General features: G+C 64.5%; 21 protein-coding genes and 1 tRNA gene. 10 read left to right on the top strand and 12 right to left on the bottom strand.

The window, feature by feature from the left end; genetic code table 11:
* Position 1: 1 nt before the first annotated feature.
* The 10 genes from flgK to LRC39_RS03295 form a co-directional block, all read right to left on the bottom strand.
* Positions 2-1,765, bottom strand: a complete 1,764-nt coding sequence (gene flgK / locus LRC39_RS03340; RefSeq protein WP_346296320.1) for a flagellar hook-associated protein FlgK — start codon at positions 1,763-1,765, stop codon at positions 2-4.
* 21 nt (positions 1,766-1,786) lie between these two features.
* The gene (locus LRC39_RS03335) at positions 1,787-2,239 is read right to left on the bottom strand and encodes a flagellar protein FlgN (RefSeq protein WP_346296319.1); all 453 of its coding nucleotides are present in this window, start codon (positions 2,237-2,239) and stop codon (positions 1,787-1,789) included.
* Positions 2,240-2,263: 24 nt separating this feature from the next.
* Positions 2,264-2,521 carry a hypothetical protein gene (locus tag LRC39_RS03330; protein ID WP_264075405.1) on the bottom strand — a complete coding sequence of 86 codons (258 nt, stop codon included), beginning with the start codon at positions 2,519-2,521 and terminating at the stop codon, positions 2,264-2,266.
* Positions 2,522-2,526: 5 nt separating this feature from the next.
* The gene (gene flgE / locus LRC39_RS03325) at positions 2,527-3,792 is read right to left on the bottom strand and encodes a flagellar hook protein FlgE (RefSeq protein ID WP_346296318.1); all 1,266 of its coding nucleotides are present in this window, start codon (positions 3,790-3,792) and stop codon (positions 2,527-2,529) included.
* A 19-nt stretch (positions 3,793-3,811) separates the two neighbouring features.
* The gene (locus tag LRC39_RS03320) at positions 3,812-4,480 is read right to left on the bottom strand and encodes a flagellar hook assembly protein FlgD (protein WP_107354133.1); all 669 of its coding nucleotides are present in this window, start codon (positions 4,478-4,480) and stop codon (positions 3,812-3,814) included.
* Positions 4,481-4,856: 376 nt separating this feature from the next.
* A complete protein-coding gene (locus tag LRC39_RS03315; protein ID WP_107346408.1) occupies positions 4,857-5,156 on the bottom strand; it encodes a hypothetical protein in 300 nt (99 codons plus the stop codon).
* A 95-nt stretch (positions 5,157-5,251) separates the two neighbouring features.
* Positions 5,252-5,644, bottom strand: coding sequence for a flagellar export chaperone FliS (gene fliS / locus LRC39_RS03310; RefSeq protein ID WP_263990480.1), 393 nt, complete (start codon positions 5,642-5,644; stop codon positions 5,252-5,254).
* Complete coding sequence (fliD, locus tag LRC39_RS03305; protein ID WP_346296317.1) at positions 5,644-7,359, bottom strand: flagellar filament capping protein FliD; 1,716 nt, start codon at positions 7,357-7,359, stop codon at positions 5,644-5,646. The genes fliS and fliD overlap by 1 nt, the downstream gene beginning before the upstream one ends.
* A 60-nt stretch (positions 7,360-7,419) precedes the next feature.
* Positions 7,420-8,244 (bottom strand): flagellin, encoded by an 825-nt coding sequence (locus tag LRC39_RS03300; RefSeq protein WP_011156207.1) that lies wholly within the window; start codon positions 8,242-8,244, stop codon positions 7,420-7,422.
* Between the two features lie 142 nt (positions 8,245-8,386).
* Positions 8,387-9,085 carry an RNA polymerase sigma factor gene (locus LRC39_RS03295; RefSeq protein ID WP_346296316.1) on the bottom strand — a complete coding sequence of 233 codons (699 nt, stop codon included), beginning with the start codon at positions 9,083-9,085 and terminating at the stop codon, positions 8,387-8,389.
* A 490-nt stretch (positions 9,086-9,575) separates the two neighbouring features.
* Here LRC39_RS03295 and LRC39_RS03290 point away from each other — a divergent pair, with 490 nt between their 5' ends.
* From LRC39_RS03290 to LRC39_RS03270, 5 genes are all read left to right on the top strand, one after another.
* Positions 9,576-11,978 (top strand): hypothetical protein, encoded by a 2,403-nt coding sequence (locus LRC39_RS03290; protein ID WP_346296315.1) that lies wholly within the window; start codon positions 9,576-9,578, stop codon positions 11,976-11,978.
* Positions 11,979-12,054: 76 nt separating this feature from the next.
* Positions 12,055-13,383: a hypothetical protein gene (locus LRC39_RS03285; protein WP_346296314.1), complete on the top strand. Its 1,329-nt coding sequence runs from the start codon at positions 12,055-12,057 to the stop codon at positions 13,381-13,383.
* 26 nt (positions 13,384-13,409) lie between these two features.
* Complete coding sequence (locus tag LRC39_RS03280) at positions 13,410-13,919, top strand: hypothetical protein (protein ID WP_346296313.1); 510 nt, start codon at positions 13,410-13,412, stop codon at positions 13,917-13,919.
* Positions 13,920-14,021: 102 nt separating this feature from the next.
* Entirely contained in the window at positions 14,022-14,483 is a 462-nt protein-coding gene (locus LRC39_RS03275; protein WP_346296312.1) for a helix-turn-helix domain-containing protein, read from the top strand.
* Between the two features lie 125 nt (positions 14,484-14,608).
* The gene (locus tag LRC39_RS03270; RefSeq protein ID WP_346296311.1) at positions 14,609-15,016 is read left to right on the top strand and encodes a hypothetical protein; all 408 of its coding nucleotides are present in this window, start codon (positions 14,609-14,611) and stop codon (positions 15,014-15,016) included.
* Positions 15,017-15,463: 447 nt separating this feature from the next.
* Here the strand turns inward: LRC39_RS03270 and LRC39_RS03265 are convergent.
* Positions 15,464-15,540, bottom strand: a tRNA-Arg gene (locus LRC39_RS03265).
* 249 nt (positions 15,541-15,789) lie between these two features.
* Positions 15,790-17,268, bottom strand: coding sequence for a sensor histidine kinase (locus tag LRC39_RS03260; protein ID WP_107354127.1), 1,479 nt, complete (start codon positions 17,266-17,268; stop codon positions 15,790-15,792).
* Positions 17,269-17,597: 329 nt separating this feature from the next.
* On the opposite strand from LRC39_RS03260, the gene rpmH reads away from it, so the two are divergent.
* The 5 genes from rpmH (at position 17,598) to LRC39_RS03235 (ending at position 21,080) form a co-directional block, all read left to right on the top strand.
* Positions 17,598-17,732 carry a 50S ribosomal protein L34 gene (gene rpmH, locus LRC39_RS03255; RefSeq protein WP_006609582.1) on the top strand — a complete coding sequence of 45 codons (135 nt, stop codon included), beginning with the start codon at positions 17,598-17,600 and terminating at the stop codon, positions 17,730-17,732.
* Between the two features lie 23 nt (positions 17,733-17,755).
* On the top strand, positions 17,756-18,097 hold the full coding sequence (gene rnpA, locus LRC39_RS03250; RefSeq protein WP_011156201.1) for a ribonuclease P protein component: 342 nt from the start codon (positions 17,756-17,758) through the stop codon (positions 18,095-18,097).
* A gap of 16 nt (positions 18,098-18,113) precedes the next feature.
* Positions 18,114-19,979: a membrane protein insertase YidC gene (yidC, locus tag LRC39_RS03245; RefSeq protein ID WP_346296310.1), complete on the top strand. Its 1,866-nt coding sequence runs from the start codon at positions 18,114-18,116 to the stop codon at positions 19,977-19,979.
* An 82-nt stretch (positions 19,980-20,061) separates the two neighbouring features.
* A complete protein-coding gene (gene yihA, locus LRC39_RS03240) occupies positions 20,062-20,712 on the top strand; it encodes a ribosome biogenesis GTP-binding protein YihA/YsxC (RefSeq protein WP_107342828.1) in 651 nt (216 codons plus the stop codon).
* On the top strand, positions 20,712-21,080 hold the full coding sequence (locus LRC39_RS03235) for a DUF423 domain-containing protein (RefSeq protein WP_346296309.1): 369 nt from the start codon (positions 20,712-20,714) through the stop codon (positions 21,078-21,080). Before yihA ends, LRC39_RS03235 begins: the two co-directional genes overlap by 1 nt.
* Positions 21,081-21,196 lie beyond the last annotated feature (116 nt).

The following is a 21,196-nucleotide window of genomic DNA, read 5'->3' as shown; positions in this document are numbered from 1 at the left end:
GTCAGGTCGAGCTCACGGCGCTGACCAGCGCGGTGAACATCGCATTGATCGCCTGGATCAGTTGTGAGGCGGCAGTGTATTTATTCTGCAATTCGCTGAGCCGCGCCGACTCTTCGTCGAGATTGACGCCGGACTGCGACGACAGCGAATTGGCGTAGGTCGATTGCGCAGCCTCCTTGGCGCTGTAGGTCGAGGACGCCTGCGACGCTTTCCCCGCGACGCTGGAAACGATGGTCGAGGCGAAATCGGCAAACGAGCCGGTGACGGCCGCCAGCCCCCCCACCGCTTTGAAGCTGGTCGATCCGGTCAGCACATCGTACAGCGCATTGGCAGCGCTGGCGCCATCGGACGACAGCACCGAGCTGCCGATGGTGAGCGTTGCCGACGACGACAGTGCCGCCAGCGACAGCGACGTTTTGCCGGACAGGATATCGCTGCGGACCGCGATGTCCGACGCCCCGGTGGCGGTGACGAGATCGTTGAGGCCGAAATAGTCGGAGAAGCTCTCACCGGCGCTGCCGACCGAACTGGTGAGCCCCGCAATCGAAACGCCTGCGTTGGACGCAGTCGTGGCGATCTTCAGGTGCCCGCTGGAATCGATCGTGGCCGACAGCCCGGATACGCCGTTGATGGCGCTCACCAGATCACCCACATTCGAATAGGACGACAAATCGAAATCGCTATAGGAGATCAGCTTGCCGCTTGAATCGGTGACCGCGAGACGCACCGAGCCCGTCGCGGATAACGCGTCCGAACTGCTGACCGTGGCGGTACCGGTCAGGCTCGCCAGCGGCGGCAGCGTGGTCTGGCTGTTGGACACGGCATTGAGGCTGGTCGCAAGCTGCTGTGCCAGTTCGTCGAGTTGCGATTGGGCGGCCGGCAGTGTCTGGTCGCGCAGCGTCACCAGCGCACCGATTTTGCCCGACGTGATCTGCGACGTGACATCGACGCCATTGAGCATGATGCCGCTGAAACCACCGCTGCTGTAGCTGGTCGCAGCGCTGACGCTCGCCGTCGTGGTGTAGCTCAGGGGATGCGCCGTGCTGTCGACCAGCGCCTGACCGGTTGCAGTATAGACCTGCAGATCGCCGTTCGACGCCGTGTAATAGCTGACATTCATCTGCGACGACAGATCCTGCAGCGCGGTGTTGCGCTTGTCTTCGAGATCCGCCGTCGACTGGCCCGCGGCCGCCGCCTGTTTGATCGCCGCATTCAGATCGGCGATCTTCTGCACATCGTCGTTCACCGAGCCGACCGCCGAAGCGATATCCTGGTCGGCATTGGACCGCAATTTCTGGATGCCGCTGGAGGTCTCGCGCAATTGCGACGTCACGCTGTCGAGCGCATCGACCACATTGGACTGCAGCGCCGAGCTGGTCGGCGTGCTCGCGAGCGACGACAACGCCGATTCCAGCGATGCCAGCGTATTGGCGAGCGAGGTTCCGGTCGAGGTACTCGTCGCGCTGGCCGAGGAACCGTAGAGCTGCTGCAACGAGGTCAGGTAGCTGTTGGTGGTGTCGGCCGCGCCCAGATCCGAATTCGCCGCGATCAGCGATTTCAGCAGCAGCTTGTCGACCGAGCTGGTGATGCCGGTGACGGTGACGCCGGTGCCGACCCCGCCGGTGACGCTGCTGGCCTGACCGGCGGTCTTCTTGGTGTAGCCCGTCGTGTCGGCATTCGAGATGTTCGCCGAGGTCACTGAGATCTGGACCTGCGTCGCCGCGAGGCCGCTGAACGCGATGCTGCGGGCGATGTTGAGCGACACGCGAGCCTCCCTGGGCTTGGATCAGGCGCGAAGGCTGGTCCCGCACGACACCGCCCGGGCGGTGCGCGTCCCGGCGGCGCCATACGGCGCATTGCCGGCCAGTTGCTCGCGGATCGCCTGCATCACCGCCTCGATGCGGCGATTGCTGGCTTCGATCGCCGCGCGCAGACGCATCAGGTTTTCATCCATTGCGCCACGGAGCTGAAGAATCCGGTCGAGCAGTCTGTCGCGCAGCTGGCGGTTCTGCACTTGGATCGCGCCATTCCCGCCAGTGCATTCAGCCACCCAGCGCTCGAACAGCTCGGCGAGCCGCGCCTTCTCCTCGACCTGCTTCAGCCGCGACGCGGGCAATCCCTTGGCGAGTTCGACATTCTCGTCGTCGATCACCAGGATCAGGTCATCGATCAGCGCGATCATCGCCAGCGCGCGCTCATCGCTCACCGGGGAAACCGTGGGGGTGCCAATCTGTGCCATCTTCATCATTCCCGTTGTTCGAATTCAGTGACGCCGCACGGGTGCGCCTGCCCCGCGCGCGTAGGCCGTGATCGCCGTGGTCCGCGTCGTCGCGCGGGCCATCTCGCTGCCGACCCGCTCGCGGCCTCGGACGAGTTCGCGCTTGATCTTCTCGACCTCGTCCAGCAGCGCGATCAGTTGGCTGCGATCGCCGCGGTCCACTGCCTGCGACAGCAGCTTGAGCCGTGCCAACCGGCTGAGCAGCAATTCGAGATGCGTCTCATCGCTGACGGCAGTGACCATGGCGGCTACCTCATTGCCGAGATCAGGGTGTCGAACATCTTGTTCACCGTCGTGATCACCTGCGAGGCTGCCGAATAAGCTTGCTGCGCCGAGATCATGCTGGCGAACTGGCTCGAGGTGTCGGTGGTGCTGGATTCCAGTTCGCTGCCGTAGATTTTGCCGGCCCCGTTGCTGCCGGAGGTCTGAACCGATGCATCGCCAGACGCCGCGGTCGCCGAATAGATGCCGTAGCTGTTCACCGAGAGGCCGTCGGGATCCTTGAAGGTCGCGACTGCGATCTTGTAGATCGCGATGGTCTGTCCGTTCGAATAGGTCGCATTGACCGTGCCGTCATCGCCGACCGCGATGCTGCTCAATTTGCCGTAAGGCAGACCGTCGGACGAAATGCTGGTGACGTTGATGGTCGGCGTCGCTTCACCCGATGCATATTGGGTGAGGCCGTTGGTCTTACCGACCGTTCCCAGGTCGAGCGAGATCGTGCTGTCTGCGGCACCGTTGGTCCAGCCGGACACCGAGATCGTCGGCGGACTGGGGCTGGTGGACGCGAGCGAGCCATCGCTGTTGAACGCCAGCGACACAGAGCCGGAGGTGGTACCCGTGGTAGTGCTGGTGCTCGACGACAGCGTCGGATTGGCGAAGCTTGCCGTCCAGGCATTCGACGCCGTCTTGGTCCAAGTCACCTGGATCGAGTTGGCGGTGCCGAGCGAGTCGTACACCGTCATCGAGCTCGAATAAGTCGCGCCCGTCTCCGCATCCGCCGGCAGATTGGCCGCGAAGGTGGTCTTGGTGGTGGCGCTGCCGCTGGTCGCGGCCACGTTGGTGTTGATCGGCGACAGCGTCGCCGACGATGCGTCGCCGACGATCTTGCCGTCGGCATCGGTGCGCCAGCCTTCCAGGTAATAGCCGCTATTGATCAGATAGCCGGCGTTGTCGATCGAGAACGCGCCGTTTCGGGTATAAGACGTTGTGCCGCCCGAGGTCTGGTCCGACACGACGAAAAAGCCGGAGCCCTGGATGGCAACGTCGGTCGCGTTGCTGGTCGCAGCCAGAAGTCCCTGCTGGCTGATGTTGGCGCGCCCCGCCACGGTGACGCCGCCGGACGCGTAGGACGTCGCGCTGCTCGACGCCGTCACCAGCTGACTGAACATCGCCGAGGTGGTTTTGTAACCGGTGGTGTCGGAGTTGGCGATGTTGTCGGAAATCATCGACAACGATTGGCTTTGCGCGTTGAGCGCAGATATCGCCGAGGAAAGCGCGCCGGTGAGACTCATGATACTACTCCGGCCGCACTCAGGACGAAACGCCGATGATGTTGCTGGCGCTGACCGACACGCCGTTGACGAGCAGGGCCGGCGTGCTCGACGAGGTGTCGATGCCGGTCACGGTCCCGCTGACGGTGGAATATTTGTAGACGGAGTTGCCGGCTGAATCGGTCGCGGTAACCGAGATGGTGTACTGGCCGCCGTCCGCGAGCTGGGTGCCGCTCGAATTCTTGCCGTCCCAGGTGAAGCTGTTGGAGCCGGCGTTGCCGGAGCCGGTGCCGCTCCATACGGTGTTGCCGGATGAGTCCTTGATGCTGATCGACACATCGGAGGCCGCTGACGACAGCGTGTAGCCGAAGGTCGCCGAGCCGCCCGTCAGCGTCGCCGTGTCGGTCTTCGCCTCGACGGTGTGGCCGATGTAGTTGACGGAATTCAGCGTCACCAGGCTGGAGAACGAATTCGCCAGCGACGTCATGCTGGAGTTGATCTCCTGCTGCTGGCTGAAATTGGCATAGGAGGTGAGCTGATTGATGAAATCGGTCGTGCTGGTCGCGTTCAGCGGATCTTGGTTCTGGAGTTCGCTGACCAGCAGGCTGAGAAAATCGCTCGAGCTCAGCGACGAAGACGCCGAACTGGTCGAACTCGTCGTGCTGGTCGTGGTGGCGGCCGTCGATACGGCGCTGGAAATCGTGGTCATGGCGCAGCCATCCTGTCTTCGCCGGATGCGGCGGAGGACTCGGGTCGTGTGGTGATCGTCGTGGTGGTGATCGCGAGGTGGTCTGCTGATCAAACGGGCGAGGCCGTCAAATCAGGCGCGCGTTCGCGGCGGCAGAACGATTTGATTGCTCGGCAGAATTTGCCTGTAGCAGGACGTAACGGAGCTGCGCCGGCACGATCAGCATGCGTACCAGGCGGCAAATGACGATACGTGCCGCTGACGAAGCGGCGCAGCATCTGGATCAGTTCAAAGACCTTGGATGAATTGCAGCGCCGACTTCATCGCCGCGCTGGCTGATTCGGAGGCAGCTCATTGGAATGGTCGCGCCAGAATCAGGCGGAGCAACAGAGCGTGCTTAGCCGTGGGGAGTCGCGGGCTCGGAGGGAGCGCGATCGTCGGCAGGCTCGGTCTTGGCGGTTGTCTTGGCCGTTTCGGCGCGCATCGCAGCCGCAACGATCCGGTCGGCGAGGCCCGCCGGGGCCCGAACCGGCGGCGCGGACAGCGCCTCTCGGACGGCACGCGCCTGGGCCAGCAGAGCGCGCGCGGCGGCGGACTCCTGCAGCAATCTCTCCGCGGCGAGACGCCGATCATCGGGCCAGCGGGAAGGATCTTCCCCCAGCCGATCGATCAGGTCTTCGAGTTCCGCAACGTCCATGCTGTGCTCGCCGAGGGCTACCACCTCCCTCTTAAAGCAATTGCGTGCCGCCGGAAATCCGTTTTCGGTGGAGACGATTACGGGGATCATCGTCATCAACGCCGCGTCGTCACCGCGACATACTCCCAAGCCTCACGCAACTCGGCGATGCTCGCGATGATCCGCCGCAGGTTGGCGGCGGCATGCGGCCTGCCATAGGACCGCAGCGCCGCCAGCACCAGCGCATTGTACGTCTCGTACAACCGCTCGGCGACGGCGCCACCACGGCTGCAATCGAGATGATGGCTCAGGCCACGGAGAATTGCGGTCGCCCGCACCAGGCAATCGTGGCCATGCTCAAATCGGCGCGCCTCCTGCGCCTCGATCGCCTGATGCAGCAACGTGATGGCGCCGCCGTGCAACATCACCACGGCCTTCAGCGGAGGAACGGTTACGGCGGTGCCGCGATAAGCCTGATTGGCGCGGTGCGCCATTGCATTCTGGGTCATCAATTACTCGAACTGGCGTTAAGCAGGGCCTTGAGATAGGTCATCGTGTTGTCGGCGCTCGCGATCGCCGCCTGGTATTTGGCGTATTGGGTCTGCAGCTGCGCCTTGAACGTGGCAGCCGCGGCCGTGATGTCGTCCACCCGCTGCTGCAGCTCGCTGTCGCGGCTCTGCAGATTGGTGATCAGCGTCTGCAGCGAGCCAGTGCTGGCCGAGGCCGTCTTGGCGATCTGGTACATTTGCGTGGCAATGCCCGATGTCGACGTGACGGTGATCGACTGCGAGGTGGTGCCGGTATAGGTGAATGCCATGCCGGCGTAGATGCTGCCGGACGCCCCGATGATCGTGTTGCCGCTGATCGTGAACAGCGAACTGTCGCCACCGACCGAGGCACTGCTCAGCGTTCCGCTGGAATCAACGGTCAGATCCAGCGTGAACGACTGGGGGGACGTTCCGGTGTTGACGACGCTGAGCTGGCTGGACGACGTGGTGGTCTGCGCCGACAGCAGCTTGGTGACGCCGCTGAGATTGGTCGAGAGGATCGTCGACAGCGTGCTCGTATCGAGTTCGAGCTCGTTCTGATCGTTGAACGACAGGCCGAGGTCGCTCATCGACAGCCCGCCCACCGTCGTGTTCAGCGCGGCTTCCAGCCGGGTCGTGATATCGCGCATGGTCCCGTCGCCGAACAGCACCGCGCTGTCCGATGCCGTGCCATCGGAGTTGGTCGCCTGCTGCGCGATCACCTCGTCCCGATACGTATTGTAATTGGTGACGAAGGTGGTCAGTGCCGATTGGATCTGGCTGGTGTCGGTGCCGATGCTGATGTTGATGGCCGAGCCGGTCGGCGTCGCCTGCAGCAAATTGAAGGTGACGCCTGCGAGCACGTCGGTAATGTCGTTGGTGTCCCGCGTCATCGAGATGCCGTCGAGCGAGAACTTCGCCGCCTGAGCGGTTTGCAGCACGTTCGCAAACGCACCAGAGCTGTCGGTGAAGCCGAGCGAATTCAGAATGTCGGTCCCGGAACTGCTCGAATAGGTGATATCGGCCGCATCCTTGGTGCCAGTCAGCACCATTTCGTAGGCACCGGAGGACACCTGGACGATCGAGGCCTCGACGTTCGTTGTCGAGGTCTGCGCGTTGACCGCATCGACGATATCCTGCAGCGACATCGTGCTGGTGACGGTGATGTCTGCGGTGGATCCGCCCGCGAGCCCGAGCGAAAACACGCCCGAATAGCCGAGATCGTCAGTTTGACTGGACTGCGTCGTGCCCATCACCTTGTGGGCGGTGGCGATCTGGCTGATCGTCAGCGTATGGTCGCCGGTCGCGGCACCGTTACTGACGCTCATCGACAGCGCCGAGGAGGCGCTGACGTCGCCGGTCGACGACAGCGTTGCGGCACGCGTGGCGAACACGTTGGTGGCCAGTGAATTGACCACCGCGGTCGCCAGCGAGGACAATCCTGACGACAGCTTGGAGAGATCGGTCTGCAGCGTCTGATAGGCCGAGATCTTCGCCTCGTTGGCGGTGATCTTGGTCGAGATCGAAGTGGCCGCGGCGAGCTTGGCGTTCACCGCCGAGGCGATCAGCGAATCCCAATCGACGCTGGTGGTGGTCGAGCTGCCCGAGGTCGTCACCGAGACGCCAGATGACGACGTCAACGAACTCGTGCTGCTGGTCGTGGCGGTGCTCGACGTCGTGCTGCTGACCGAGGTCATGACCAAAGTCCGATCACAGGAGAAGGCCGGGCCGGCAGGTGCCGGCCCGGATAGACGTCATCAGCCGAGCAGCTTCAGCAGATATTGCGGCATCTGGTTCGCCGCGGCTTCGGCCGACACCGCCGCCTGGGTCTTCACCTCGGCGGACGACAGCTTTGCCTGCTCGGCCGCGATATCGACGTCCTTGATGGCGGAATTCGCCGACTGCAGATTCTGCGTCTGGGTCGAGATCGAGTCGGCGCTGAAATTGAACCGCGACTCCTGCGCGCCGATGCTGGCGCGGGCCGACGATACGGTGTTGATCGCGGTGTCGAGCGCGCTCAGCGCCGTGGTGGCGCCGGACAGGCTGCTAACGTCCAGCGTCGACACACCCAGCGTCGAAGCCTTGAGGTTCGACAGCGTAATGGTGATCGAGTCGCTGCTCTGCGTCCCGACCAGCACGGCGACGCCGGAGGCGAATACGCTGGTGCCGTCGAGCAGGCTCTGGCTCGAATAGCGGGTGCCGCTCGCGATCGAATCGATCTGGCTCGAGAGCTGAGAGAATTCCGAATTGATGTAAGCGCGGCTGGAGTCGGTGGTGGTGCCGGAGGCCGATTCCGAAGCCAGCGACTTCATCCGGGCGAGAATGTCGCTGATGTTCGACGCACCGCCGTCAGCGGTCTGCAGGATCGCCACCGCCTGCGAGGCGTTGGTGGCCGCCTGCTGCAGCGTGGTGACGTCGGACGAGATCCGCGTCGAGATCGCAAGGCCGGCAGCGTCGTCGGACGCCGAGGTGATGCGCGAGCCGCTCGCCAATTTCGACAGCGAGCTGGTCTCCTGGGCGGAGTTGATGTTGAGGTAGCGGACCGCGGAGTTGGCCGCCGTGTTGGTCGAGATCGCGGGCATATCAAGGCTCCTGTGCTGAACGGCATAACCCGCCGCATCGCGGCGATGACACCTGACGACGCGGGATCGTCCCCGTCTGATTGCTCAAACGGAGGGACCGGCCGCGATCAGGCGACCAGCGCGGACGCAGCGAAAGTTATGGTCAAAAATCGGTAAACGCCGCCCGCAGCTCGGACTCGTCGCCGCTGAGCCGTGCGCGCAACTGCTGACGCCCGCGCTTAAGCAGCGACTCCACCGCGGAGATGGTGGTGTCCATCACCTCGGCGATCTCAGCGTTGCTCATGTTCTCGTGGTACGACAGAATCACCGCGATCCGCTGCTGTTCGGGCAGCCGCTGCATCGCGGCTTCGAGCAGATTGCTGAGCTCGTTGCGCTCGATCACGCGAACCGCATCCGGCTGAGTATCCGCCACTTCGGGGACAGCTTCGACGTTTTCGGTCCGCGGCTTGCGGCGCAGGTCAATGCAGCGATTGCTGACGACGCGATACAGCCAGGTCGAGAACTTGGCGCGGCCGTGCTGCCAACGCCCGCGATGCGTCCACACCTTCAACATGGTGTCCTGCACCACGTCTTCGGCATCGGCCGCATTGCCAAGGATGCGGAGCGCGATCGAATAGGCGCGGTCGATGTGCCGCTCGACCAGCATCCTGAAGGCCGCTTCGTCGTCGGTCGCAAGCCGGTCGAGCAGATCGGCATCCTCGTCGAACACCATCTCGGCACTGACCGGCGGACTATCGAGCACGATCTCGACCGGCTGCATGTCCGACGCTTCGTTATCAGCCGGGGCAGTCGCGGCGACTATGACTTCGGCGGGGGCCAAAACATCGAGCGCGCCATTCATCTCGCATCCTCCAACTCGCAGCCCCGGCAAAACTCCGCCAACGCGGGCTCATCGAGTTGAACGCGCCACCACTCCCGATCAGGCGCTAGATTTTGCAATTTTTTCAGATACTTAGGTGGAATAATTTGCCCACCGCCGGGCAAAATTTGCCGCCCTGATCGGGACCACGAGCCGCAAACAGCCGCTCCGCGCGCCGCGCGCGGCCACGACAGCATCGGGGCAGCAGTGCTGATGATAGAAGAGCGAAGCGCAGAAAGTCGAAGCCGCCGCTGAGCGACCTTGGGGCGATCAATTCGCCGAAGAACTGTCGACAAAGGCGGCATCTCCGCCCGCAGAAATTTCCAACTCATCGATCCGACGATCACACATGTTCGAATCTGTCAGTTCTCGGTGAAAGCAATCAACTGATCGCACGACGACTTTCTGTATCGACGCGCCTGATTTGTACCATGCGTCCGTTGAACAAAGGCAAACAATTGAGTTTCGCCTTATGTCTTTTGTTTCTATCGCTCACACACCTTGCGCCGAGAATCGTTTCGCCTGGTCGTTCGATGTTTTCGATACATTTCTGGTGCGCGCCTGTACCACGCCGACCGGCGTGTTCGAGCGGACTTATCAGCTGTCGCGTGTTTCGACTCTGTGTCCGAACATGTCTGAACATTTCGTCCAACATCGCATCCTGGCCGAGTCGCGTGTCCGCGAGGCCGCGCGTTCGCGGGGACAGGCGACAGAAATCAGCATCGACCAGATCTACGCGCGCTTTCCCTTCCGGTTGTTCGGGCTGAAGCGCGAGGATCTCGACCACCTGATCGAAGCCGAATTCAGCGCCGAACTCGAACTATGCCGAATCAATCCGGACATGCTCGAGCAATATCGCGCGCGCCGCCGCACCGGGAATCGTGTCGGCTTTATCTCCGACACCTATTGGAATACGGAGCGGCTGGGTCGGCTGCTGCGCGCCTGCAGTCCGGGGCTGACGTGGGATTTCCTGTACGCGTCTTGCGACCATGGCAGCGGCAAGGCAGAAGATCTATTCGCGACCTATCTGCGCCAACAAGGTATCGACGCAGACTCCGCATACCATGTCGGCGACAATGAGCACGCCGACGTCCGCGGCGCGAAGCGGCACGGCATCCGCCCACGACATTATCCGCAAGCCGGCCCGCGGCTCGCAACGCGGTTGCTGCGCGAAGATTCGCTGCAGCAGCTGATGTTCAAAGGACAGCCGACGAGGCTCGACCACGGTGCACGCACGCTGCGGCGGATGGTGGCGGCGCGCAGCGCCGAGAAGTCTGCGGCACATCATCTCGGCGCCACGGTGGTCGGGCCGGTGTTGGCGGCATTCGACGAATTCGTGGCGATACGCAGCGCCAAACTTGCAGCCGACGGCCTCCGTGTCGCGATCGGGTTTCTCGGCCGCGACGGTTTCCTGTCGCACCGCCTGTGGCAACAGACCCGCGGCGAGCCCGCCGCCTATCTGGAGATCAATCGCCGCGTCAGCCTGATTGCGTCGGCCGACACAATCGGGCCGATCTGCGAACTGATCCGCAAGATCCCAAGGATCGACGCGGCGAAGCTGCAGGACATGCTCAAAATCTTGCCGCCGGCGCTGGCGGACTATTTTGGACGCTGCGCCGGCGGAATCGCCACCGGCATCGAGCTGGCCGACGCTCTTCCAAGCTTGGTTGAGCCACACGAGATCGAAACGCTCGCGGCGGGCCTGCGCGGACGCCTGCTCGATTACATCCGGCAGCAGATTCCCGACCTCGACGATTGCACCGATCTGTTGCTGGTCGATCTCGGCTATTCGGCCAGTGTGCAGAAGGCGCTGAGCCGCGTTTTCAAACTCGCCGGTCTGAAGCTGCGCGTTCACGGCTGCTATCTGCTCGCCCTCGGCGATGCGTGGGACGACCTCGCCGAGGAGGACACCGTCTCCGGATTGATCGACGACCTCGTTCTGACGCCGCACCTCAATCGGACGCTGATCCGCAACGCGCCGATCTTGGAGCAGATCTGCTGCTCGGCAGACGGCTCGGTGCGCGACTATGCGGACGGTCACGTGCTGCGCGAGCCCGATCCGCGGCGGGCCGCGCAGATCGAGGTGACATCCGAGATCCAAGCGGGGGTGCTGACCTACGCGTCGGCGGCACGCGGTGTCGCCCACGAGGTTGGACTCGATCCCTATCAGGATCCCGGCGTCGCCGCGCGCGCGACCGCCACGACGCTCGGCCGCCTGCTGCTGCTGCCCGACGAGGAAGAACTGGCGTTGTTCGGCTCATTTCAGCACGACGTCAATCTCGGCACCGAGACGCTCGCGCCCATGATTCACAGCGCCGCGATCGGCGATCAGATCGTGCTGCGGGGCCTGCCAACAACCTGTGCGCTGTCGCCGCCGCCGATGTGGATGGCGGGCAGCTTCGCCGCACGCTCGCCGTCGCATGCCTATCTGTATGCGTTGTTCGGCGCCGGCCAGCTTTCTGGCGAGATGGTCGGCGACAGGCCTCACGGGGCGCTCCGGATCGGTCTGTTCGGTGCGGACGGCGCAGGATCGCTGCAGGAAGTGTCGGTGCTGCGCACCGGTTTCGGCGGCCTGCGCCTGCGCATTCCGCTGTCTGGCGCGATGCGGATCGCCATGATCGCGGTGCCGTTGGGGCGGCTGGCGCGGGAGGGCGTGATCGACGGCGTGATGATCCAGCGCGGCGGCACCGCCGCCGAGGCGATGCGCACCGAAGCGTTCGCGCCGGTCGCAACCGACCGTCTTGGCGCCGCCGGGCTGACCCGCAGCGGACGGCACTACCTCGCCCCAGACGACGACGGCTGCCTGCTGATACCGGTCGAGCCGGCGGACGGCATCACCATCTATACCGTCGCAATCACCCCGCTCGGCGGTTAGCGGATCCGGCGCCGGCCGCGCCTGATCCGGCGACCTGGTGCGTTGAAGTCATGACCATGCCTTCAACGAGCGCGTCATGATGCCGACCTCCCCCTCCGCCAAACTCACCGAACTGCTGCAAACAACCGGACTGCGGCTCGGGACGTCGCAGCGGCGACGGCTGGACTGGCTGGCGAATCGCGCGGGCCCCGCACAGCTGCAACGCCCCGGCGAAACGCCGGACCCCGACGCCGGGCTGATGATCGTGACCGAACCGATGAGCGGCGCCGGCGCCGAACTGTTCTGCAGCGCGCTGCCGCGGGATTGCGTGGTGGTGCTGCCGTTCGGGGAAAATCCCGACTTCGATTTCCTCAAGTCCAAACTGACTGAGTTCGGCACCGTCGGCCCGTGCGGCGCCGAGGGCCCGCACGAAATGTGGTGGGGCGGAGTGGGCGATGCCGAGACGCTCGCGGCCGATGCGTCCGAGACAGCCCGGCCTCGGATCGTGTCCTGCTATCAGCACGGCTGCGACGATCTGGTCTGGCCGCTGCAGCACGCCGCTCAGTCGCTCGGCCTCGCCGCGCACATCAGCCCGCTGATGAGCGAATGCGACGACCGTCTGCTCGCTTACGAGAAGGCTGAGTTCATCCTGCAGGCCTGGGAGCAATTTTCCGAACCGCTGCTCTATATCGAGGCCGGCGCGTTGTTGCAGGCGCCGCCGCTCCTGCCGGCGCAGCTCGATTGCGACGTCGCCCTGCACCGATGGAATCGCTGGGAACTGTCGGCGCGGACCTTGTATTTCGGACGTTCAGAGGCAGCGAAAGCGCTGCTACTCGGCTGGCGGCGACTGGCCAAAGCCCATCCCGCCGTCTGGGACGGTTATCTGCTCGACCAGGCCTGGAGCCTCGCGCTGTCGCGCAGCACGCTCGACACGGTGTGGCTGCCGCGCAGCTATCACACGCTGCATGGCGATCCCGCGCAGCCCTCGGCGACGATCGTCCACGATCTGCCGGGCACCTCGGCCGACCTCGGCCCCGATCCCGGCTTCGCATCGCTGGTGCGTACCGCACGCCGCGCCGGCCGCACCGGCGGACGTGACGCGCTGGTGGTGATGACGTCACATCAAGCCTCCGGCGACGGCGTTGCGGTGATCCTGCGGGACATCGCAGCCGCGGACAGCCGGGTGGTGGCCACAACGGTCGAGACCACGACGAGCGCCTTCGCAGCCGACAATGGCGGATTCGGCCGGCTCGAACTGATGCTGTGCGCCTGGCGAGATGAGGTCGACTTCGCTCGCGAAGCGGCAACGTCGGCGCGGCTGCGCGTCGCGGAAATCGTGCCCGGCCAGCCGATCCCGCACGACTTCTTCGCCAGGCTCGATCGGCAAGACGCCGGTCCCGCTTCCCTGATCGCCCGCGGTCGCTAGGTCGCCTTCACCTCCAGGAGCTCGTCATGCTGAAAAACCTGATCCTGTTCGCCGCCAATGCCGAACACCGGCCGGCGCTCGCCGCGCTGCTGCGCGAGCACAATCCCGGACTGACCGTCAGTGACGATCTCGAACTCTGCGATCTGGAGCAGCTCGAACCGGAGGAATTGCAGGAGTCGCGACTGATCTGTTTCGGCGGCCCGCTGACGCTGCAGAGCGATGTAGTGAAGCAGATCGGCCACGGCGCCTATCAGTTTTACTACGCGCCGCTGCAGTACCCGGGGCTGGCGCCCACCACCGCCCAGGAGGCCGAAGATGATGGGCCGTGCGTTTCGGTGATCGCGCAATCGATCGGCGACGCCGCGCCGTTCGATCAGATCCTCGACATCGAGACCGTCACGCTGCCGGCGACCATCGAGGCCCCGCAGCGCGATCTGATCGCCTTCACCCGCCTCGCCCGGATGTTCTGGCGCCTATCGCACGCCATCGCCTGCGAAAGCCTGCCCGCCGAACCGCGCAGCACCCGTCTCAACTGAGAGACCTTGTGACTCGCAAGCCAAATTTGGCCGCTCAACAGTGTTTATGCTTTGGAAGGGAGACCGGAGCTGCAGGCGATTGCCGGCCGGATCAGGCGCGCGATGGAGCGTGCCGGCGACAAGAAGACTGTCGTTGAAAAGACCGGAATCCCGAGCCGAACGCTGGGCCACTACATGGCGGGGACGGCCGAACCGCCTGCGCTGGCGCTTCAGAAACTCGCCAGCGTGTGCGGCGTGTCCGTCGATTGGGTGCTCAACGGACCGGACGAGGATTCGGCGTTCGGCATGGGCGCCCGAGGGGAAAGAGCCAAATTTGGCTCACAGATTGATGACGAGTTGTTCGGGCGAGTCGTTGATGCGATTCAGCGGCTTTACAAGGATCAGCGCGTTTCGCTGGCCCCGATCGACCTCGGCCGCCTTGCCGTTCAGAAGTACGACCAGATCATCGCGGCAACGGACGATCCGGACGAACGGCGGACCATGATCAAGTTGATCGTTGCGCAACTTTGTCGGGACATTCTATCTGTGGTTGCAGAACCAGGCACAGGTAAAGCCTCGGCCTGAGATTGGTATGGATAGTACCATTCGTTGAGCCGATGGTTGACGTGTTCAGCAGCGACGGGGTCGCGTTTATTGGTTCCATGGTCTAGTTCCACTGTCTTAAAGGACAGGTCACTGAGGGCGGTGGCATGCGTGCGCTTTTTCTGATGGTTTCGACGGCGGCCTGGGCGGCTCTTTCCACCTGTAACGCGATGGCCAGCGACTGGGATCAGGCTCGTGATTGGTACGTCGAGACAAAGCGGGCGGCGAAGTACGCTCGAATTGCGATCACCGGCACGGCCGACCTCGCTCGGATCGATGCGGAGCAGACCGCCGCCGCCCGACAGCTTCGGAGCGCGGCACAATTGCCGCTCGCTGACCACGACAAGGCTCTGTGCACGGGTGCGGCGAAGGCTGTTGTGGACTTCATCGCGGCCGGGAAAGCCGGCAACATGAGCGGCGGCCCGGCCAGCTACGAGCGCCAATACGCACGATGGCAGACGCTCTCGGAGGAGTGCATCCGAGCGATCCGACAGCAGACTAGCTCGGCGGATTGAAACGGCGGCGTCAGAGTTCGATCGGCGACCACGGGCGACCACCTCGCTTAAAATGCCCGTGTATCAAGCGTTTGCGGCCAGATTGACGTTTTCGGCGAAACACTGACGCCGCGTCAGACTTCGAAGTTGGCAGTCGCTGATTTATTGGGGTTTCCGCGGCGGCGCATTCGGCGCCCGCCCGCCATCCGTGCCATTTGATCTTGCGCGCCGTCCGCCAGCTTCCGAGCTAACTACATCGGCGCCAACGGCCTGATTTGGCTCACGATATCCCGCGTCGTCCCGCCTTATCTCGCATCTCCGGGGGAGTGCCATGTGATCTTGCGGGTTACAGTTGGGACGCAGCTCGGCGCGCTGGGCCGGCACGACCCGCGCTGTGCCGGACAGCGCGAGCGCGATTGCCCGGCGTGTCGCCGCCTGAACGAATATCGAGTTCGGGAAAATTCGAAATGGCGCGCCCGAAAGGATTCGAACCTCTGACCCCCAGATTCGTAGTCTGGTGCTCTATCCAGCTGAGCTACGGGCGCGTCTGCCGCGGGCTCGCTGGGCGTTAAGGCCTGGAGCCGCTGGCGTTCCGCAGCGGCGAAGCGCTGCGAAGGCCGCCATAGCTAGCGGCTCCGGTTCGGATTGGCAAGCGCCCCGGCTGCTCTTTTCTTACGGATTGACGACGCTGCGGCCGTCCTGGGGATTATCAGCAGCAAAGGCAGCCTGCGACCATGCCAACGCGTGCCGGCGTGGACGGCCGCTGAGTTCGAAAAATCTTCAATTGTAGAGAGTTAGGCGCGAGCGCGTTCGCTGCGCAGGCTGTGCAGATCGACCGGGCGGTCGGGGATCGAGATCCGGAAGGTGGCGCCGATCGTGCCTTCCACCAGCTTGATCTCTCCGCCATGGGCCCGCACCAGCTCGGCCGCGATGGCGAGGCCGAGACCCGAACCGCCGGCGCGAACCGAGCCGTGGAACGCCTCGAACAGGTGATCGCGCGCCTTCTGCGGCACGCCGGGTCCGGTATCCGACACCTCGAGCACCGTCACCGAGCCTTCCCGGCGGCCGGTGATGCGGATCTGCTGCAGGTTGGCGTCGTTACGCGGCTGGCCTTCCAGCGCCTGGGCGGCGTTGCGCACCAGGTTGAGCAGCACGCGGAACAGCTGATCGGGGTCGGCATCGATGGTCAAGCCGCGCTCGATCGCGCTGACCCAGGTGACCGACGCATCGTCGGCGAGCCCTGCGGTTTCGCGGACGTCGTTGACCAGCGGCTCGATCAGGATGCTGCGGCGGTCCGGCGCCGCCTCCTGGGCGCGGCCATACGACAGCGTCGACTGGCAGAACGCGATCGCACGCTCCAGCGAGCGCACCAGCTTCGGGGCGAACCGCTGCACCCGCGGATCCGGCACGCTGGAGAGCTGATCCGACAGCAGTTGCGACGACGCCAGCAGATTGCGCAGGTCGTGGTTGATCTTCGACACCGCCAAGCCGAGCGCAGCGAGACGGCTCTTCTGATGCAGCATCGACACCAGGTCGCGCTGCATGTCCGACAATTCCCGCTCGGCGAGGCCGATTTCGTCGCCGCGCGGGCCGGGCACCACGATCGAGGCCGGGCTTTCCGGATCGCGGCGGAAATTGACCATGTTGGCGGTCAGGCGCCGCATCGGCCGCACGAACAGGAAGTGCAGCGCCAGATAGATCAGCGCCGTGGTCAGGCTGGTGATGGTCAGCGACACCAGCAGCAGATTGCTGGAGAACCGATACATCGCATTCCGCAGCGGCGCGGCGTCGATCACCACCTCGATGAATTCGGCATTGCCCTCGGCCGGGCCGACCACGCGGATGGTCGGATTGCCGCTTTCGAGCATCACCACGAAAGAATCCAGGATCGCGCCCCAGGGCGTGACGTTCCGCATGTCGACGACGTGGTCGATCTTGGTCGGCAGGTTCGAGCTGGCGAGCAGCCGGCGCTGCTGGCCCATCTTGATCGCCACAGCCCGCGCTTCGATTGAGTCGAGAATCTGCTGGGCGAGGGAATCGGGCACCCGCCCGGAAGGGGATGCATCGAGCACCAGCGCCGCGGTGTTGGCGGCGGCGAGGCGGTCGTTCAGCCGGTTCAGCCGATAGTTGGCGATCGACGGCACGTAGATCAGGATTTCGGCGATCAGGATCAGCGGAATCGTCAACAGCAGCAGCTTGCCGGACAGCCCAATTTTAGGCTCCAGGCCGCGCCGCCACGCGTGCGTCTCCGGCTGTTTGTCCGCTGCCTGCACCGATTGTCGCCCTCGGCCCGCTCCTCACCGCCCTGTCGGGCCGGAATCGTGACAATATTTAATGTCAAGATGCTCCTTTGCCAGAAGCAGGTCAAATTACCGTTTCCTCATTCGTGAAGATGAGCGCGCGGTTTCGACACGTCCAAAGCAGTGCGGGGTGCAATTGACGAGAACAGGACGCTCCCGTATAAGCCGCGCCAACTGTCCGCGATGGCCCGGCTCTGCCCGGGGCGGTTCATTATTGGGCTGCATCCGGCTCATTCGTGAGCCGACATCTTCGGGCTTACCCACCACTTATGAATAACTGACCCGGCGACGGAGAACGACCCGTGAAGCGGACTTATCAACCCAGCAAACTGGTGCGCAAGCGCCGTCACGGCTTTCGTGCCCGTCTCGCCACCACCGGTGGCCGCAAGGTGCTGGCGGCGCGCCGCGCCCGCGGACGCAAGCGTCTGAGCGCCTGATCGGGCTTGCCCGGGACCTGTTGATGGAGCGGTTACGGCAGCGGGCGGATTTCATCGCCGTTGCCGGCGGGCTGCGGATCAACGGACCTGCCTTCGTGCTGCAGAGCCTGCGCCGCGAAGACCAGGGCCCGATCCGGGTCGGCTTTACCGTCACCAAGAAAATCGGCACCGCGACCGAACGCAATCGAATTCGACGCAGACTGCGCGAATTGGTGAAGCGGACGGATCGCGGTTTTCTGCTGCCGCACAGCGACTATGTGCTGGTCGGACGCCGTGCGGCGCTGAGCCGCGACTTTGCCGTCATGCTCGGCGATCTGCGCACCGCGCTCGAGCGGGTGGCGCGGCGCTCTCCCAAACCCGCGTGAGTGACGAGACCCGACGATGTCCGACAATCGCAACACCATCCTCGCCGTCGTTCTGTCGGGCCTCGTGCTGCTCGGCTGGCAATACTTCTTCAACATCCCGCAGATGGAAAAGCAGCGCGCCGCCCAGCAGGCGCAGCAGCAGGCCGCCAAGCAGCAGGCAGAAACCCAGACGCCGGGTGCCGCGCAGCCGAGCGCGACGCCGGCTTCGCCCGGTGCGCCGGGCGCCGCTCCGGCCAGCCCGCAGCCGGCCGCCGCCCCGACCGTCAGCCGCGAAGCCGCACTCGCTGCCGGGCCGCGCATCAAGGTCGAAACGCCCCGTCTGTCCGGTTCGATCGCGCTGAAGGGCGCCCGGATCGATGATCTGTCGCTGACGCAATATCGCGAGACGGTCGATCCGAAGTCGCCGCCGATCGAGCTGTTCTCGCCGTCGGGCAGCGCCCGTCCCTACTATGCCGAATTCGGCTGGGTCGGCGCCGCCGGCGCCAGCGTCAAGCTGCCGGACCACAACACGGTGTGGGAGCAGGCAGGCACCGGCGCCCTGACCCCGGCCACTCCGATCACGCTGAAATGGGACAACGGTGAGGGCCTCACCTTCCGCCGCCAGATCACCGTCGACGACCGTTTTCTGTTCACCGTTAAGGACGACGTCACCAACACCGGTGGCGCTCCGGTGACGCTGTATCCGTTCGCGCTGATCTCGCGCCACGGCACCCCGCATGTCGAAGGCTATTACATCCTGCACGAAGGCCTGATCGGCTATCTCGGCGACCAGGGCCTGCAGGAATACAGCTACAGCAAGATCGACGAAGCCAAGTCGGTCGGCTTCAAGGCGACCAACGGCTGGCTCGGCATCACCGACAAGTACTGGGCCTCGGCGCTGCTGCCCGACACCAGCGCTCAGCTCCAGGCGCGGTTCTCGGCCAACAAGGTCGGCAACGTCACCACCTACCAGACCGACTATCTCGAAGACGCCCGCACCGTTCCGATCGGCGGCACCGTCACCGCGAACGCCCGGCTGTTCGCCGGCGCCAAAGAAGCGCGGGTGGTCGGCATCAACTTCCCGTTCGCCGGCCTTGGCGGCTACGACCGCCAGCTCGGCCTGAACCACTTCGATCTGCTGATCGACTGGGGCTGGTTCTACTTCATCACCAAGCCGATGTTCCTGGCGTTGGACTTCTTCTTCCACCTGGTCGGGAATTTCGGCGTCGCCATTCTGCTGGTGACGGTGCTGGTCAAGCTGCTGTTCCTGCCGCTCGCCAACAAGTCCTACGCCTCGATGGCGAAGATGAAGGCGATCCAGCCGCAGCTTGCTGCGCTCAAGGAGCGCCACCCCGACGACAAGGTGAAGCAGCAGCAGGAAATGATGGAGATCTACCGCAAGGAGAAGATCAATCCGGTCGCCGGATGTCTTCCGATCCTGCTGCAGATCCCGGTGTTCTTCTCGCTGTACAAGGTTCTGTTCGTCACCATCGAAATGCGGCACGCGCCGTTCTTCGGCTGGATTCACGACCTGTCGGCGCCGGATCCGACCAACATCTTCAACCTGTTCGGCCTGATCCCCTACGATCCGACCGCGATCCCGGTGCTCGGCCACTATCTGGTGCTGGGCGCCTGGCCGCTGGTGATGGGCTTCACGATGTGGTTCCAGATGAAGCTGAACCCGCAGCCGCCGGATCCGACCCAGCAGATGATCTTCGCCTGGATGCCGGTGATCTTCACCTTCATGCTGGCGCACTTCCCGGCCGGTCTGGTGATCTACTGGGCCTGGAACAACACTCTGTCGGTGGCGCAGCAGGCCTTCATCATGCAGCGCAACGGCGTGAAGGTAGAGCTCTTGGACAATCTGAGATCGACCTTCAGCAAGAAAAAGAAGACGACCTGACGTTCACGTCATTCCGGGGCACCCGCCCCGGAATGACGACCCTGCCGGGCGCAGATTTGCGCTACCCCTGGACTCTCGCCGCATGACCGACGCCATCGATCCCGACTTGATCGAACGCGGCCGCAAGATGTTTGCCGGCGACTGGCATTTCATCTGGGCGTCGCCGTCGATCGAAACGCTGCCTCCGATGGGCAGTGTCGAGGTCGCCTTCGCGGGCCGCTCCAATGTCGGCAAGTCGAGCCTGATCAACGCGCTCACCGGCCGCAACGCCCTGGCCCGAACCTCCCACACCCCGGGCCGAACTCAGGAGCTGATCTTCTTCGAAGGCCCGCCGAATGCCGGACTGCGGCTGGTCGACATGCCGGGCTACGGCTACGCCGCCGCCTCCAAGGCCAAGGTCGCGTCCTGGACCTCGCTGATCCACCACTTCCTGCAGGGCCGCGCCACGCTGGCGCGGGTCTATGTGCTGATCGACGGCCGCCACGGGCTGAAGGACGTCGACCTCGACATCCTGAAGACGCTCGATAAGGCCGCGGTCAGCTACCAGATCGTGCTGACCAAGGCCGATCAGGTCAAAGCCGCCGAGCTCGCCGAGCGGGTGACCGCAACCCTCGCGGCGCTGGCGAAGCACCCTGCCGCCTTCCCGGAAGTGCTGACCACCTCCTCACGCACTGGCGCCGGTATGCCGGAGCTGCGGGCGGCGATGATCCGCCTGCTCGACGAGCGGCGGTGATGAACGCCCTGCACCGCCTCCCGATCGTGATCGCCGGGCTTTATGGCGCTGCCGGTGTCGCCCTGGCGGCGGCGAGTGCGCATCTGCCGGATGCCAGCCGGCTTGGTCCGGCCTCTTCGATGCTGCTGTTTCATGCCTGCGCGATTTCGGCGGCCGTGCTGCTGGTCGAGCGCGGCATCGCCCACCGGATTGCCGGGCTGGCGGCGACCTTCGGCTTTGTGCTCGGCACCGCGCTGTTCGCCGGAGCGCTGACGCTGCTGCAGTTCACCGGCCACGGCCTGTTTCCGATGGCGGCGCCGACCGGTGGCTCGGTGTTGATCGGAAGCTGGCTCCTGCTCGCGGTCGCCGCGCTGTGGCCACGACGCTAGCGCGAGCCCGGGCGGCGGATTCCGCCCCTAGGATCGGCCGCGCCGAAGTGCTAGCGATCTGTCCCGCCGCAACGGCCCCGGAATTGCTCGTTCAGATCATCCCTTCAGCTCGAAAG

The organism is Rhodopseudomonas sp. P1 (assembly GCF_039642825.1).
Lineage (GTDB): Bacteria > Pseudomonadota > Alphaproteobacteria > Rhizobiales > Xanthobacteraceae > Rhodopseudomonas > Rhodopseudomonas palustris_H.
The sequence above is the reverse complement of the archived record's forward strand: the minus strand, read 5'-3'. Positions and strand labels throughout refer to the sequence as shown.

Bases quoted from the DNA above. Each gene is read 5' to 3' on its own strand.
- LRC39_RS03335 (WP_346296319.1), bottom strand. From the start codon at position 2,239: ATGGCACAGATTGGCACCCCCACGGTTTCCCCGGTGAGCGATGAGCGC.
- LRC39_RS03330 (WP_264075405.1), bottom strand. From the start codon at position 2,521: ATGGTCACTGCCGTCAGCGATGAGACGCATCTCGAATTGCTGCTCAGC.
- flgE (WP_346296318.1), bottom strand. From the start codon at position 3,792: ATGAGTCTCACCGGCGCGCTTTCCTCGGCGATATCTGCGCTCAACGCG.
- LRC39_RS03320 (WP_107354133.1), bottom strand. From the start codon at position 4,480: ATGACCACGATTTCCAGCGCCGTATCGACGGCCGCCACCACGACCAGC.
- LRC39_RS03315 (WP_107346408.1), bottom strand. From the start codon at position 5,156: ATGGACGTTGCGGAACTCGAAGACCTGATCGATCGGCTGGGGGAAGAT.
- fliS (WP_263990480.1), bottom strand. From the start codon at position 5,644: ATGACCCAGAATGCAATGGCGCACCGCGCCAATCAGGCTTATCGCGGC.
- fliD (WP_346296317.1), bottom strand. From the start codon at position 7,359: ATGACCTCGGTCAGCAGCACGACGTCGAGCACCGCCACGACCAGCAGC.
- LRC39_RS03300 (WP_011156207.1), bottom strand. From the start codon at position 8,244: ATGCCCGCGATCTCGACCAACACGGCGGCCAACTCCGCGGTCCGCTAC.
- LRC39_RS03295 (WP_346296316.1), bottom strand. From the start codon at position 9,085: ATGAATGGCGCGCTCGATGTTTTGGCCCCCGCCGAAGTCATAGTCGCC.
- LRC39_RS03290 (WP_346296315.1), top strand. From the start codon at position 9,576: ATGTCTTTTGTTTCTATCGCTCACACACCTTGCGCCGAGAATCGTTTC.
- LRC39_RS03285 (WP_346296314.1), top strand. From the start codon at position 12,055: ATGATGCCGACCTCCCCCTCCGCCAAACTCACCGAACTGCTGCAAACA.
- LRC39_RS03280 (WP_346296313.1), top strand. From the start codon at position 13,410: ATGCTGAAAAACCTGATCCTGTTCGCCGCCAATGCCGAACACCGGCCG.
- LRC39_RS03275 (WP_346296312.1), top strand. From the start codon at position 14,022: ATGGAGCGTGCCGGCGACAAGAAGACTGTCGTTGAAAAGACCGGAATC.
- LRC39_RS03270 (WP_346296311.1), top strand. From the start codon at position 14,609: ATGCGTGCGCTTTTTCTGATGGTTTCGACGGCGGCCTGGGCGGCTCTT.
- rnpA (WP_011156201.1), top strand. From the start codon at position 17,756: ATGGAGCGGTTACGGCAGCGGGCGGATTTCATCGCCGTTGCCGGCGGG.
- yidC (WP_346296310.1), top strand. From the start codon at position 18,114: ATGTCCGACAATCGCAACACCATCCTCGCCGTCGTTCTGTCGGGCCTC.
- yihA (WP_107342828.1), top strand. From the start codon at position 20,062: ATGACCGACGCCATCGATCCCGACTTGATCGAACGCGGCCGCAAGATG.
- LRC39_RS03235 (WP_346296309.1), top strand. From the start codon at position 20,712: ATGAACGCCCTGCACCGCCTCCCGATCGTGATCGCCGGGCTTTATGGC.